General features: G+C 65.8%; 15 protein-coding genes. 10 read left to right on the top strand and 5 right to left on the bottom strand.

The features are described 5' to 3' along the window. Positions 1-4: 4 nt before the first annotated feature. From ACIBG0_RS07000 to ACIBG0_RS07020, 5 genes are read left to right on the top strand one after another with little or no spacing between them, the layout of a single operon-like run. Positions 5-1,183 carry a hypothetical protein gene (locus tag ACIBG0_RS07000; RefSeq protein ID WP_397029981.1) on the top strand — a complete coding sequence of 393 codons (1,179 nt, stop codon included), beginning with the start codon at positions 5-7 and terminating at the stop codon, positions 1,181-1,183. Further along, positions 1,180-3,681: a tetratricopeptide repeat protein gene (locus tag ACIBG0_RS07005; protein ID WP_397029982.1), complete on the top strand. Its 2,502-nt coding sequence runs from the start codon at positions 1,180-1,182 to the stop codon at positions 3,679-3,681. The genes ACIBG0_RS07000 and ACIBG0_RS07005 overlap by 4 nt, the downstream gene beginning before the upstream one ends. After that, positions 3,678-4,742 carry a phosphatase gene (locus ACIBG0_RS07010; RefSeq protein ID WP_397029984.1) on the top strand — a complete coding sequence of 355 codons (1,065 nt, stop codon included), beginning with the start codon at positions 3,678-3,680 and terminating at the stop codon, positions 4,740-4,742. Before ACIBG0_RS07005 ends, ACIBG0_RS07010 begins: the two co-directional genes overlap by 4 nt. Next, the gene (locus ACIBG0_RS07015) at positions 4,739-6,025 is read left to right on the top strand and encodes a VWA domain-containing protein (protein WP_397029986.1); all 1,287 of its coding nucleotides are present in this window, start codon (positions 4,739-4,741) and stop codon (positions 6,023-6,025) included. The genes ACIBG0_RS07010 and ACIBG0_RS07015 overlap by 4 nt, the downstream gene beginning before the upstream one ends. Then, complete coding sequence (locus tag ACIBG0_RS07020; RefSeq protein ID WP_397029987.1) at positions 6,025-6,672, top strand: FHA domain-containing protein; 648 nt, start codon at positions 6,025-6,027, stop codon at positions 6,670-6,672. Before ACIBG0_RS07015 ends, ACIBG0_RS07020 begins: the two co-directional genes overlap by 1 nt. Positions 6,673-6,913: 241 nt before the next feature. Here the strand turns inward: ACIBG0_RS07020 and ACIBG0_RS07025 are convergent, their stop codons facing one another. The 3 genes from ACIBG0_RS07025 to ACIBG0_RS07035 are packed head-to-tail and all read right to left on the bottom strand — an operon-like array spanning position 6,914 to position 8,078. Next, a complete protein-coding gene (locus ACIBG0_RS07025; RefSeq protein ID WP_397029989.1) occupies positions 6,914-7,381 on the bottom strand; it encodes an SRPBCC domain-containing protein in 468 nt (155 codons plus the stop codon). Further along, positions 7,378-7,716: an ArsR/SmtB family transcription factor gene (locus tag ACIBG0_RS07030; RefSeq protein ID WP_397029991.1), complete on the bottom strand. Its 339-nt coding sequence runs from the start codon at positions 7,714-7,716 to the stop codon at positions 7,378-7,380. Before ACIBG0_RS07030 ends, ACIBG0_RS07025 begins: the two co-directional genes overlap by 4 nt. Next, positions 7,713-8,078, bottom strand: a complete 366-nt coding sequence (locus tag ACIBG0_RS07035; protein WP_397029993.1) for a glyoxalase superfamily protein — start codon at positions 8,076-8,078, stop codon at positions 7,713-7,715. Before ACIBG0_RS07035 ends, ACIBG0_RS07030 begins: the two co-directional genes overlap by 4 nt. An 89-nt stretch (positions 8,079-8,167) precedes the next feature. Between ACIBG0_RS07035 and ACIBG0_RS07040 the strand changes: the two genes are divergently transcribed. Both ACIBG0_RS07040 and ACIBG0_RS07045 read left to right on the top strand, forming a co-directional pair. After that, complete coding sequence (locus tag ACIBG0_RS07040; protein ID WP_397029995.1) at positions 8,168-8,443, top strand: hypothetical protein; 276 nt, start codon at positions 8,168-8,170, stop codon at positions 8,441-8,443. Continuing rightward, positions 8,443-8,772 (top strand): hypothetical protein, encoded by a 330-nt coding sequence (locus tag ACIBG0_RS07045; RefSeq protein ID WP_397029997.1) that lies wholly within the window; start codon positions 8,443-8,445, stop codon positions 8,770-8,772. The genes ACIBG0_RS07040 and ACIBG0_RS07045 overlap by 1 nt, the downstream gene beginning before the upstream one ends. 313 nt (positions 8,773-9,085) lie before the next feature. Here ACIBG0_RS07045 and ACIBG0_RS07050 read toward each other — a convergent pair whose 3' ends face one another. Continuing rightward, complete coding sequence (locus ACIBG0_RS07050) at positions 9,086-9,244, bottom strand: hypothetical protein (protein WP_397029999.1); 159 nt, start codon at positions 9,242-9,244, stop codon at positions 9,086-9,088. Between the two features lie 150 nt (positions 9,245-9,394). Between ACIBG0_RS07050 and ACIBG0_RS07055 the strand changes: the two genes are divergently transcribed. From ACIBG0_RS07055 to ACIBG0_RS07065, 3 genes are all read left to right on the top strand, one after another. After that, on the top strand, positions 9,395-10,024 hold the full coding sequence (locus ACIBG0_RS07055) for an AAA family ATPase (protein WP_397030001.1): 630 nt from the start codon (positions 9,395-9,397) through the stop codon (positions 10,022-10,024). A 177-nt stretch (positions 10,025-10,201) separates the two neighbouring features. Next, positions 10,202-10,969 (top strand): hypothetical protein, encoded by a 768-nt coding sequence (locus tag ACIBG0_RS07060; RefSeq protein ID WP_397030003.1) that lies wholly within the window; start codon positions 10,202-10,204, stop codon positions 10,967-10,969. 324 nt (positions 10,970-11,293) lie between these two features. Further along, positions 11,294-11,605, top strand: a complete 312-nt coding sequence (locus ACIBG0_RS07065; RefSeq protein WP_397030005.1) for a carbohydrate-binding module family 14 protein — start codon at positions 11,294-11,296, stop codon at positions 11,603-11,605. A gap of 82 nt (positions 11,606-11,687) precedes the next feature. Here the strand turns inward: ACIBG0_RS07065 and pip are convergent, their stop codons facing one another. Then, the gene (pip, locus tag ACIBG0_RS07070; RefSeq protein ID WP_397030007.1) at positions 11,688-12,659 is read right to left on the bottom strand and encodes a prolyl aminopeptidase; all 972 of its coding nucleotides are present in this window, start codon (positions 12,657-12,659) and stop codon (positions 11,688-11,690) included. Between the last annotated feature and the right edge of the window lie 629 nt (positions 12,660-13,288).

Raw genomic sequence — 13,288 nt, forward strand, 5'->3', positions numbered from 1 at the left:
GACCATGCAGCTACTCACTCTCGCCGAAATCGATGCCGAATTGACCACCCGCACAATCGAATTCGATGCAATCACGGCAACTCTGCTGGAATTGGACAAACATCCGGGCCACACGCTGGTGCAGCGCTATCCGCCGACCGGGGTGACCGAACAGCGCTGGCTGCCGGTTCGTGCAACGCTGGCACTGATGTGGGAGGATTACGGCCGCCTGCGGATCATCCTGGATTCGGCGCGCAAGGTGCGCGGCACTCGGGGCCGCCTCAACGACGGTGAGCGCGGCGAACTCACCCGGCTGCTGCGCGGGCGTCCCTACGAGGCCGCGCGCACGCCGATACCGATGGCGCAACGTTCGCTCACCGGACCCGCCGAAGAGGTTCTGTTCGTTGGACTCGCCGATACCGTTGATCGCATGCGGGCTACCTTCCCGGAAATCGCCGAATTCTTCGACGCGGTCGATGCGGTGAACAGTCGGGTGATGGCGGGCCTCGCGCCGCTGCAGGACAGCCTGGACAAGGCGGGCGCGGCCGTCGGCGAGACCGCACAGCTGCGGGCGATCGGTGACGGTGTCGCCGAATTGCTGAGCCGTTCGGCGACCGATCCGCTCGCATTGACAGTGCCGGAGATCGACGCGCGCCTCGCGGAGCTATCGGGGGAGTTACGGCAGATGGCCACCATCCTCGCCGAACTCGATGCGGTGGCGGCGGATTGGGCCGCCGCGGTCGCCGAGACGCGTCGGCGCTTGGCCGTGTTGCGGGGGACCCGCACCCGGGCGGCGCAGGCGAGGGCGCAAGTCGAGGCCAAGATTCTGGCGGGTCCGCTGCCGGTATACGAGGACGACATAGCCGCGCTCGAAGCGGAAGTCGATGCGTTTTCGGCGAAAACGGGGGCGGCAGCGGATTTGGTGCGGTTGCGGATGCGAGTCGCCGACGCGATCGCTGGTGCGGCCACCGTCGAGGAGTTGGCTCAGGGCCTGCTCGACCGGCGTAGCGAGCTGCGTGGGCGGCTGGCCGCCTATCAGGCGAAGGCGGCTCGACTCGGCGTCAGCGAGGACCGAGATATCCTGGCCGCCAATCAGATCGCGGCGGGTCTGCTCGCGCGGCGACCGTGCGATCTGGCGGCCGTCACCCGGGCGGTCGCCGACTTCCAGCAGATCATCGGGGAGAAATCGGGGCGGGGAAGATGACCTGTAATGAGCCGGGCTGCGGCGGCACCATCGAAGACGGATATTGCGTGGTATGCGGCACCGCACCCGCCGAGGCGACCACGGTCTCGGCGGAAACACCCATCCCGCAAGCGGTTTCGAGCGATGGGCGCCCCTGCGCCGAACCGGGTTGCACTGGAACGATTGTCGGCGGGTATTGCGAAGCCTGCGGTACAGCTCCGGCTGAATCAGAGCAGGCTACCTGCACCGAACCGGGCTGTCGCGGAACCATTGTCGACGGTAACTGCGGTGCCTGCGGTACGGCTCCGGCTGAATCAGAGCAGGCTACCTGCACCGAACCGGGCTGTCGCGGAACCATTGTCGACGGCTACTGCGATGCCTGCGGCACGGCTCCGGCCAGGACGTCCGCACTATCGGTGCACTCCGGAAGCACCCGAGCCTCCGGGCGCTCGGTGCGCACCGGCCGGACCTCCTCGAAATCCAGCGCTCGCGGTCACCTCGGCGCGGGCATGGTGCAGGTGCCGCGGATGCCGCGCATCGACCCGGCCACCGCGGTCCTGGCCGATCCGCAGGTTGCCGAGGGAAAGCGGTTCTGCGGCAAATGCGAGCGGCCGGTCGGTCGCGGCCACGACGGTACGCCCGGCCGGACCGAGGGCTTCTGCCCCAACTGCGGCACCCGGTTCTCCTTTACGCCGAAGCTGGACAAGGGCGATCTGGTCGGCGGACAGTACGACGTTGTCGGTTGTCTGGCGCACGGCGGGCTCGGCTGGATCTATCTGGCCACCGACCGCAATGTCGCCAACCGCTGGGTGGTACTGAAAGGCTTACTCAATTCGGGGGACTTGGACGCGATGGCCGCCGCGGTCGCCGAGAAGCGGTTCCTGGCCGAGGTCGAGCATCCGAGCATCGTCAAGATCTACAACTTCGTCGAGCACCGCGGTGCCGACGGTGTGGCGGTCGGCTACATCGTCATGGAGTACGTCGGGGGTACCTCGCTCAAACAGATCCTGCGCGCCCACCGCGGCGCCGACGGAAGCCACCTGCCACCGCCGCAGGCGATCGCCTACATTCTGGAGATGTTGCCCGCGCTCGGCTATCTGCATTCGCTCGGCCTGGCCTACTGTGATTTCAAGCCGGACAATGTTATGCAGACCGATGAGCAGCTCAAACTCATCGATATGGGCGCGGTAATCGCCATGGACGATCAGGACAGCCCCATCTACGGCACCATCGGCTATCAGGCGCCGGAGATCTCCGAAACCGGGCCGACCGTCGCCACCGAGGTCTACACCGTCGGGCGCACTCTCGCGGTCTTGCTGATGAATGTGGCGCAGGAGGGCGGACATTTCGGCGCACTGCCCGGAGCGGAGACCGAACCGCTACTGGTGAAATACGATTCGCTGCACCGATTCATCCTGCGCGCCACCGACGCCGATCCGGAGGCGCGCTTCTCGTCGATGGAGGAGATGGCCGATCAGCTGACCGGCGTGCTGCGTGAGGTGCTGAGCATCGATGACGGTGTGCCGCGTCCCGGTATGTCGGCCTATTTCGGTCCGCCACGCGGCGTCTTCGGCATTCAGGAAGCACCGACGCCGACCAGTATCGTCGCGGCGCTGCCAGTTCCGCTGGTCGATCCCAACGACAGCGGTGCTGCGCTGCTGGCCACCACCGGCGGGACCGCACCCGCCGAACTGGAACCGGCGTTCGAGGCGGGATTGCGCTCGGTGCTCACGACCCGCGGTGCGTCCGTGGAGATTCCCCTGCGACTGGTGCGGGCCGCGCTGGAGGTCGGCGAGCCGACCGATGCACTGCGCCGACTCGACGAACTCGCAGACACCCTGCCCGGTGATTGGCGACTGGCCTGGTATCGCGGCCAAGCCGAACTGCTCGCGGGCAATATCGATGCGGCCCATGCCGAATTCGACGCCGTGTACGCCGCATTGCCCGGCGAGGCCGCACCGAAGATGGCCCAGGCGGCCGTCGCCGAACTCGCGGGCGCACAGCCGGATCGGCAACTGGCCGCGCGCCACTACGACACGGTCTGGCGCACCGATCACGGCTTTGTCAGCGCTGCTTTCGGACTGGCCCGGCTGCGCAATGCGGATGGCGATCGCGACGGCGCCGTCGCTGTCCTCGATCAGGTGGACTCGGCCTCGGCGCTCTACACCGAGGCACGGCTGACCGCCGTGGAAACCATGCTGGCCGAGCGCACTCCCGACGAGTTGTCCGAACCGTTGCTGCGCGATGCGGGTGGACGGGTCGAAGCGTTGCGGATCGAATCGAAAAGCCGTGGCGCACAGGTACGGATGCGCGTGCTGGATGCCGCATTGCGTTGGCTGCGCGCGGGTAAAGCACCGACAACACATGGGGCGCTGCTCGGCGCCAACCTCGATCAGGACGGAGTACGAACCGGTTTGGAGCGCTGCTATCGCGACCTCGCCCGCGAAACCGAAGATATGTGGGCCCGATTCGAGCTGGTGGATCGTGCCAATGCGATCCGGCCGAGGACGACCCTATGACCTCGCCCGAGACCGACGTGCAGCGCCGGTGCCCGGAATGCGCTGCCAGTGTCGGGGTGGCCGACCGTTTCTGCGAGGCATGCGGCCGTGAACTCGGCGCGCGGCGAATCGCGCTGCCGCGGTCGGATCCGGATGCCGCACCGACGTGTGAGGGCTGCGGCGGCACCCGCTACGACGCCGACGGTTACTGCGGCGACTGCGGTCAGTTGCGTCCGCAACCGGATCGGTTCGAGACCGATCTCGGCGCGGCGTATCTGATGACCGATCGCGGTATCGCGCACGCGCGCAATGAGGATGCGGTCGCGGCCGCGGTATTGGAAGACGGGGCCAAGCGCCCCGTCGTCACGGTGATCGCGGTCAGCGACGGCGTCTCCACCTCCGACAATCCGCAGGCGGCCTCGGGCGCGGCGGTGCGTGCGGGCGTCGATGCCTGCCTCACCGCACTGGCCGAAGCACGCTCCGGCACGGCCGTGGTCATGGCAGGGCTCACGGCCGCGTCGCAGGCCGTGCGCGATATCGCGACACACGAGGGCCACGCACCCTCGTGCACCTACGTTTCGGCCATCGTGCGCGGATTCGGCGGCGACGGCGTGGAGATCACCGTCGCGAATGTCGGTGACAGCCGGGCATATTGGTTGCAGGGCACCGGCGTCGAGCCGATCACGGGCGGGAATCTGCCGTCGACGCGGCTGACCGTCGACGACTCGTGGGCACAGGCACTCGTCGATGCCGGTGCCATGGACGAGCAGTCCGCGATGCGGGATCCGCGGGCACACACCCTGCTGCGCTGGCTCGGCGCCGACAGCGAGGACAAGCCGTGGTCGGACCGATGTGTGAAGACCTTTCACACCACGGGTCCCGGGGTGCTGTTGCTGTGCAGTGACGGACTCTGGAACTACGTATCCGATCCGGCGGCGCTCGCGCGAATGGTCAGCGGATTGCCGCGCGAGCAGGCCGCGCGGGCGCTTGTCGAATTTGCACTACGGTCCGGGGGTAGCGACAACATCACCGTCGCGCTGGTGCCGATCGGGCCATCGGTCGGTCCAGGAGTAGCACAGTGAGTTCCATTGTGAATAAGGGTATTTCGGTAGCGATAGACCAGAACGAATATCTGGCCGAGGGCGCGGGCACGGTCGACGCGGTGGTAACCGTGGAGACCGGGGCGGATTTCGTGGCGGCCGGACCGGAGCCGCAGCGGCTCGAGGTACTGATCATCGACTGCTCCGGATCGATGGCGACCGGTAAGAAGTTCGAGGGTGCGCGCCGAGCGACGCTGGCCGCACTCGATGTGCTGAAGGACGGCACCCGGTTCGCGATCATCGAGGGCACATCGATGGCGCGGCTGACCTATCCGAGTGATAAACCGTCGGTGCCCGCCAACCGTGACACCAGGGCAGCGGCCCGCCGCGCACTCGATAAGTTGCGCCCCAACGGCGGCACGGCCATGGGCACCTGGCTCGGACTCACCCGGCAGTTGGCAAAGAAACATCCGGATGCGATGGTGCACGCCATTCTGCTCACCGACGGCAAGAACGAACACGAGGAACCCGCGGCGCTGGCCGCGGAAATAAGTCAGTCCGAGGGGATTTTCACCTGTGACTGCCGCGGCGTTGGAACCGACTGGCAGGTGGACGAATTGCGCACCATCGCCTCGGCGCTGCACGGCACGGTCGATATCGTCGCGGATCCGGCGAATCTGGCCGCGGACTTCGCCGCCATGACGCAGACGTCGATGGCCAAGGCCATTCCGGAGCTCACCCTGCGGGTGTGGACACCGGCAGGAGCCACCGTCCAATTCGTCAAGCAGGTCGCGCCGACCATCGAGGATCTGACTGCGCGCCGCACCGATGCCGGACCGCAGTTGGGGAAGTACCCCCTCGGAGCCTGGGGTGCGGAGGATCGCGACTACCACGTGCAGGTGCGGGTCGAGCCCGCCGCGCCGGGACGGGAAAAGCTCGCGGCCCGCATCAGTGTGGTCGCCGGCGAGGAGGTGGTCGGGCAGGGATTGGTGCGCGCGGTGTGGACCACCGAAACCGAACTGTCGGCCCGCATCAGCAGGCGCGTCGCGCATTACACCGGACAAGCCGAACTCGCCCAGGTCGTGCAGGAGGGGTTGAGCGCGCGTAAGAACGGTGATGTGGAGACGGCGACGGCGAAGCTGCGGCGCGCGGTCGAACTCGCCGCCGAATCCGGCAATGAGGGCACCGCGAAGCTGTTGCGCGGTGTGGTCGAGGTCGACGAGCGCAATGGCACCGTGCGATTGCGTGCCAGGGTCGAGGCCGCGGACGAAATGGCCCTGGACGCACGCTCGACCAAGACGGCGCGGGTACGTAAGGAGGGGTGATGGCGATCGCCACCTGTCCGGACGGACATCCGTCCGTCGCGACGGATTACTGCGATGTCTGCGGTTCGCCGATCGGTGCGCCCGCGCCGTCGACCGCGGCCGTGCTGTGCCCGTCGTGTGGATCGCCGAGCGCCGGCCGCTTCTGTGAAGTCTGCGGCGCTGATTCGGCGCTGCCCACGCCGGTGCCGCGTGCGTCCGCGCCCACCGAAATCGCCACCGCGGTTTCCGCCGCCGGTGTGCTGACGTGGGTCGCCACAATCACCGCCGATCGCGAGTTCTACGACCGCGTGCAAGCCCGCAAGGGCCCCGACGCCGATCAGGTCGAGTTCCCGGCATTCTATCCCGAACGCCGAATCACCTTGCGCGGCATCGATATCCTGATCGGCAAACACAGCGTCTCACAGGGGCTGCAACCCGCGATCGATCTGGGCATCGCCCCCATCGATGCCGGTGTCTCCCGCGCCCACGCAATTCTGCGTATCACCGAAAGCGGCATAACCATCACCGATCTCGGCTCGACCAACGGCACCAGTCTCAATGGCAGCGAAGACCTGATCCCCGCCGAGGTGCCGGTCCCGCTCCGAAGCGGTGACCGCATCCACCTCGGCGGCTGGACCACAATCATCGTGACCGCCGAAGACCCCTGATCGAATACGGCGCGTCCCCATCGGTACACCTGTCATCACCAGCCCACGCCCGGCACAGGGGCTGTTGCCGATCAGGCTCGACAGGCGTCGAGCAGGCGATGGTGATGTCACAGCGGGGGGACCAAAGCGAGCATGATTGCGCGGCATCAGTTCATCCAGATAGGCGACTGTGTCACGGCCGAAATCCGCGTTGATTCAGCTGCGACGTTGCGGTTGCACCGGCAGCGAAACGTGGCGCGACTCAGCGCCCGAGGTTCGATTCCAGCTCCTGCAATACCTCATCAATGCGCCGCATGACATGGGAGCGCCAACCGGCGTCCATGATCGTGCGGGCCTTCTGCTGGAGCGGGTGGTCCGGATCGAATCCGGCGTGTGCCAAGAACAGTCGGGTGCCCTTACCCTCGGGCTCCAGCGTCCAGGTGATCGTCCAATCTGCGCCGTGCTGGGCATCGGGGTCGGCATCGCGCCAGCCGACGCGCAGCATTCGCTCCGGTTCGTAGGCCAGCACCTCGGCCGCGATGGCCCCGGAAAAGCCCGTCGCCGGAACGGCTTTCGCATCGATGGTGTAGCGGTGCCCGACCTCGAGCCGGAAGTCGGACGGCATGAACCAACGTGCGAGCAACTCCGGTTCGGTCAGCGCGCGCCACACCCTCGCCGGTGGGTGCGCGAGGAATTCGTCCACGTGAATGGTGGTCGGATCGTCGGTCATTCTGTCTCCTGTTCCATGGTGTCCAGCAGTTCACGCAGCCCGGTCAACTTGTCGCGCCAGAACCGCTCGAACGGGTGCAACCACTCTTGGATCTCGTACAGCGGGGCCGCCTCGAGCCGGTACAGCCGTTGCCGTCCGACCTTGTTCTCGCTGACCAATTCGGCCTCCCGCAGCACCCGCAGATGTTCGGAGAAGCTCGGCCGCGCCATGTCGAAATGCGCGGCCAGATCGGTCACCGGTTGCGGTCCGCCCTCGCGTAGCAGCCGCAGCACCTCGCGCCGAACCGGACTGGCCAACGCCGCGAAGACCCGGCCCTCGGGCGCCTCGACGGTCACTGGCCCGCGGCGGCCAGAACGAAGCGGTTGCCATCGGGATCGGTCAGCGTGGCCTGACGTCCCCAGGGCAGGTCGGTCGGTCCCTCGACCGCCGCACCCGCCTCGGCCAGCACCGCACAGTCCGCATCGAGGTCGGCGGTTTCGAGGATGACGCCGGTCGAACTGCCGGGCGTGAATCCCTGCTCCGTACTGGCCAGCGTGAACGCGGTCTGGGCGCCCTTTGGTGCGACCTGCAGCCAGCGCACCGGCCCCATCTGCTGATCCACCAGCACCTCGAATCCGAGGGTGTCGACATAGAAGTCCTTGGCCCGTTCCTGATCGGCGACGGGCACGGTAACGACCTTGGCATGGGTGATGTTCATGATCCCGACTATAGGTAGGAAAAATCCTACGCGTCAAGCGGTGGCGACTAGGACCGATCGGTCGGTTACTATGCGCGTAGTATGTGGTCATGGGGTTCGAGTGGCCGGACTGGGCGTTCGCGCATTTGATCGGCATCGGACCCCGGGAGGTACGCCAAGTCCTCGAAAGCGCACGGCGCTGGCCGCGCATCGCCGATGACGGGCGCGTGACGGTGTTGTCGGTCTGGGGCCGCACGGGCACCGGACGGCCGCTGATCGTGGCGACGCGCCAACAGGACCAGTGGACCTGGCTGATCATCGGCGCCCGCGAAATGCGCGCCGACGAACTGAAAATGTTCGAGGAGTGGGAACAGGAGAACCGGTGATGAACGAGAAAGATTTCCCGTCCACCCCGGACGAAGTGGCGGCGTTCATGGATCGGCTGACCTTCAGTGACGAACCGGTCCCGCCGGAAAAAGCACCGCCGCCACTGCCCCCCGGGGACGACATCGTCGTGACCAGCTCCATTCGCATGCCGCTGGAGCTGCACACCCGAGTCAAGCAGCTCGCCGACAGCCGTGGCATCGGCATGTCGACGCTGATCCGGGAATGGATGGAGGCGGCCATCGCCGAACTCGATGGCGACCAGCTCATCTCGCGCGCCGACGCGGTGCGTGCACTATCGCGACTGCATCCGATCCACCGCGCGAGCTAACGCCGCCAGGGCCCGGAACCGGCTGAGAAAACGCTTCTCCATACAACTCCGCGGCTACAGCGCGAGATCCTCCGTACCCCCGACTCGAGCGAAGGGTCGGAAGAGCCGACCGGCCTACCCATTGTCCGATTCGGCCGAGACGCGGAACCTCATGGTGTCTCGGGCTCGTTGCCGAGCAGAGGACGATAGCGCACGGGTCTTGCTCGATCGCCGCACGGAAGCGGGGTGGGCTTGGACGAAGAGGAGCCTTTCGCCATAGATGGGGTGGTGCGTAACCCGCTGGCACTCTTGCCGACCAAGTGCATGACGACGATCAGCCCAGCGGAATCGAACCCGGGAACAGTGCGGGTACCAGCGAGGTGGGCAGGGTATCGACTTTCGCCACACTGCCTATCACCACGGCGACGAGATTGGCGGCCATCAGCCAAAGCAGCGAGCGGACGAGCCCGCGTGGTGCGGACGCATCGCTCACAGACGGGCCGCTCGCCGACGAGGATCACTGAAACAGGCACGAACGGCACCATTTTCAGCGACATACGTTGCCTGGCCAGGTTGCGTTCGAAGGCCATGCGATGAAATCGAGATTGCAGATCAGTGGTGCTCGGCTGCGATCATGGCGGGTATGGGATCCGCCGTCTATCTGATCACCGGCATCCAAGCCGCTGGGAAGTCCACAGTCGCGCAGGCTTTGGCGGAGCGGTTGCCGCGCTCGGCGCATGTGCGCGGGGATGCGTTCCGGCGCTTCATTGTCGGTGGCCGGGCAGACATGAGTCCGGAACCGTCAACGGAAGCACTGGACCAGCTGCGGCTAAGGCATACGCTGGCCGCGCATACGGCTGATACGTACGCTGCGGCGGGATTCACCGCGATCATCCAGGATGTCGTGCTCGGGGAGTTCCTGCCCTACACGATCGAGCGCATCCGCACCCGGCCGCGGTACGTGGTGGTGCTCGCGCCGAAACCGGCTGCGGTCGCCGCGCGCGAGGCGGGCAGGGATAAGGTCGCCTACGACGGGTTCACCGTCGACAGCCTCGACGAGGTGCTGCGCGCACAGACTCCGCACATCGGATTGTGGTTGGACACATCTGATCTCACCGTGGAGCAGACCGTCGACGAGATTCTGGAGCGCGCGCAGCCATTGGACGGCGAACCTGCGTCCGCGCCCGGCCAGGATCCTGCCGGACGCATGAGCCCGGTCTACCGCACCGGCGAGCAACCGCCTGGTTGGGCACCTTCAACCGGCGATAATTGATTCAGGCGAGCCACCGGACTGCTATGCGTGGTCTCGAATGTGAGGGGCCGGCCGAATGGCAGGGCGGACGCAAAGTTCAGGAGCGGGAATTGCCTACTGTGGACGGGAGATGGGCCGATCTGCGGTGACCGGTCGGCTCGGGCTGGGATATCCGGGATCCCGCGGTTGAGAGGAACGATGGGTTTCTACGACTGCAGTTGCATGATCACCGGTGTCAGTCTGCACGACGACGCCACCTTGGTCGTGTTACGACGCATCGGCCAGAACTACCTGCCGATCGCACTGGGCATCGCAGGCACCTACGACCGGCTCGGCGGCATCGACGGCGTCCACGAGGACCTCAACACCGAGCTCGTTCTGCGCTACTTCTTCGACCGGTATCGCGACGGCAGGTTCTTCGCCAAGGAACAGACCAGCACATTCGACGGCGACGCACTCACCTCCGACAGCCACATCGAGGAGTTGCTGCATCTCATAGAGCGCACGGACGTCGCGATTGACGACGAGATCCATGACGACGGCATCTATTCCGCATCGACCGTCCTGGACGGCGACATGGTCGTCTTCGCGTTGATCGCGCAGCCTGTCTGGGATGCCATTGTCGATGCGGCCTCTGAGTCGGATCGGCCATTGGATCGCCAGTTCGAGCGGCTGTTCGGCCCGGCATCGACAGCCGCGGAAATCTATGAAGGTCGGCTGTCAGAACTGGTCACCGCTCTCAACCAGCTGGCCGCGGTCAACGACTTCGTCGAAGCTCACGGGCTGCGCTGGGCCCCTGCACCTGATCCGTCACAGCGGTACCCGACCGATTACGGCTGCCAACACGGCAAGGAGATCAAGGAATTCCTTGACCGAGCAAAACACGACTACCAGGATGAGCCGGTTATCTTGACCGGCCTGTCCCGTTACGAACAGCAGCTGGTGGACTGGGAGCTACTCGATTGATGCGACTCCGCCGCCGACACCGAGTCTCGCTCAACATCTATCGTGACGAGCTTCCGGCCGCGGCTCAGGAGTTGGATGAGGACGAGCTGATCGACTGTTGGACGCTGGTCGGGAATGAGCTGGAACTCGTTGGGTTTCGGGATTACTACCGGAACCCGTACTACTCCAAGAAGATTGGGCGAAACGGCCAGAAAACTTACCGGCGTCAAGGACACTCATGGGAGGTGGTGCGGGAATCTCGTTTCCGATGATGCCGGCGTGTTACGAGATCGGTGCGCCCACTGGTACGGCCCGCTCGACCCACGTCATCCGAAGGAGACGACCGTGCGATTCGCCTGTGTTCTTGCTTTGCCGGCAGCCGGGCTGCTGCTAGGTTCCGCCCTCACGCTCGTTGCCGCGTCGTCTGCTCTCGCGGAGGACACCGTACTCGACATCGCCGCCTTCAACTGTCCCGAGCCCGACGGGCTCTTCCCTTATCCCGGAGACGTGACGAAGTACGTCGAATGCTCGAACAACGTTGCGACCGTACACACGTGTCCGACCGGCCTGAACTGGAACAGAATGGGAAGTACTGCGATTGGCCAGCCGACGCTGGCGCGGTGGCGGGCCGGTACCAATCCAGAGATTCTCCGTTGACCTCGGCCCGGTGAGATCGCAGTGGGCCAGACCTCCGACGTAGACAGGGTGCGCAGGACTTGGTAACTGATGCAGAGGAAGCTCAGTTGGTGAATCGGGCGACGGCATCGAGGATGGCGATTTCCATGGCGGGGCTGCCGGTGTGCCCGGAGTCGTCGATGATCCGCAGTTCCGCGTCAGGCCAGGCTCGGGCGAGTTCCCAGGCGGTGAGCAGTGGTGCGGATAGATCGAGACGACCGTGGATGAGAATGCCGGGGATCCCGGCGAGGCGATGCGCCTCACGCAGCAACTGGCCGTCGTCGAGCCATGCGGCGTGCGCGAAGTAGTGGGTGCAGATCCGCACGAGAGCCAACCGGGCCGCATCCGGTTTGGCGCTGTATTGTCCTGGTGCGCCGAGGGTTTCGTGCGCGATCACCGCGTCCTCCCACGCACACCATTCTCGCGCGGCCGTCTCGCGCACGGCCGCATCCTGGCACTCCATCAGTCGCCGGTATTCCTCGACCAGATTCCCTTCCCGCCCCGCGGCGGGCACCGCGTGTCGGAATCGCTCCCATTCGACCGGCAGCAGCAACCGCAGGCCGTGGTAGAGCCAGTCGATCTCCCGCGGTCGGGTCGTGGTCACCCCGACCAGCACGATCCCGATCACCCGGCCCGGGTGGCGCTGGGCGTAGGCGAGGATCAGGGTGGAACCCCACGAGCCGCCGTAGAGCAGCCATCGTTCGATACCGAGGTGCTCGCGCAGCAGCTCCATATCGGCAAGTAGGTGTTCGGTGGTGTTGTGCGCCATATCGACGCGGGGATCGGAGGCGTGCGGCAGGCTCTCACCGCATCCGCGCTGGTCGAACAGCACAATCCGGAACGCGTCCGGATTGAACAGCCTGCGCGCTCCGCGTCGCCCCCCGCTGCCCGGACCGCCGTGCACCACTAGAGCAGGCAGGCCGTGCGGGTTTCCACTGGTTTCCCAGTAGATTCGGTTGTCGTCACCGACATCCAGTAGCCCCGACTCATAGGGTTCGATCCCGGGAAACGGATGCCGCGCTTCGGAAACAGACACAACCCGCAACGGTAGTCGTGCCGGATTGGATACTGCACCGCCTGCTTGCCAGCACGGCGATGGCACCGCCGCCGATGGATTCCGCGGAACGGATGCACACGATTTCGGGCATCAGTGCACACGACTTCGAACATCGACAAGAGTCGCCGGTCGCCCTCGCTCACCGAGTGTTCGGAAAACGTGTCGAAAACCCTTGGTGTCCAACAAAACTTGTCGGACATTTCTCGTACAGAGGTGCAGCCGATCACCCGGCTCGACCTCATCCCGGCCGTCTTGTCCCTCGGCGACGGCGCCCCCGCCACACCGGGCGGGCAGCGTCGGCGGATCACCTAGTGTGAGGTTTTGAGCGGGCGATCGAGTGGCCCTGCCGACCCAGTCGGCAAACCGGTAGCTGGGATCGCACAGTGCCGGTGCGGTGATTGTCGCTCGCAGTGGGTGAGATTGGAGGATGTGCGTGGCCGCACGTCAGGATCGGCTGGATGAGAACTCGTGGATTATTCCGGCGAAATGGTGGCGCAAGGCAGCGCCTTTCCGTGGGCTTGGCCCAACGCGACATGTGACGTTTCGGCCGCGGACCCCGGTAACCCCCACCGAGCTGGCCCCGTATCGTCGGGTGATCGAGGGGGTTC

Origin of the sequence: Nocardia sp. NPDC050630 (genome assembly GCF_044457245.1) — a bacterium.
Lineage (GTDB): Bacteria > Actinomycetota > Actinomycetes > Mycobacteriales > Mycobacteriaceae > Nocardia.

Bases quoted from the DNA above. Each gene is read 5' to 3' on its own strand.
- ACIBG0_RS07055 (WP_397030001.1), top strand. From the start codon at position 9,395: ATGGGATCCGCCGTCTATCTGATCACCGGCATCCAAGCCGCTGGGAAG.
- ACIBG0_RS07010 (WP_397029984.1), top strand. From the start codon at position 3,678: ATGACCTCGCCCGAGACCGACGTGCAGCGCCGGTGCCCGGAATGCGCT.
- ACIBG0_RS07020 (WP_397029987.1), top strand. From the start codon at position 6,025: ATGGCGATCGCCACCTGTCCGGACGGACATCCGTCCGTCGCGACGGAT.
- ACIBG0_RS07045 (WP_397029997.1), top strand. From the start codon at position 8,443: ATGAACGAGAAAGATTTCCCGTCCACCCCGGACGAAGTGGCGGCGTTC.
- ACIBG0_RS07000 (WP_397029981.1), top strand. From the start codon at position 5: ATGCAGCTACTCACTCTCGCCGAAATCGATGCCGAATTGACCACCCGC.
- ACIBG0_RS07035 (WP_397029993.1), bottom strand. From the start codon at position 8,078: ATGAACATCACCCATGCCAAGGTCGTTACCGTGCCCGTCGCCGATCAG.
- ACIBG0_RS07040 (WP_397029995.1), top strand. From the start codon at position 8,168: ATGGGGTTCGAGTGGCCGGACTGGGCGTTCGCGCATTTGATCGGCATC.
- ACIBG0_RS07060 (WP_397030003.1), top strand. From the start codon at position 10,202: ATGGGTTTCTACGACTGCAGTTGCATGATCACCGGTGTCAGTCTGCAC.
- ACIBG0_RS07025 (WP_397029989.1), bottom strand. From the start codon at position 7,381: ATGACCGACGATCCGACCACCATTCACGTGGACGAATTCCTCGCGCAC.
- ACIBG0_RS07005 (WP_397029982.1), top strand. From the start codon at position 1,180: ATGACCTGTAATGAGCCGGGCTGCGGCGGCACCATCGAAGACGGATAT.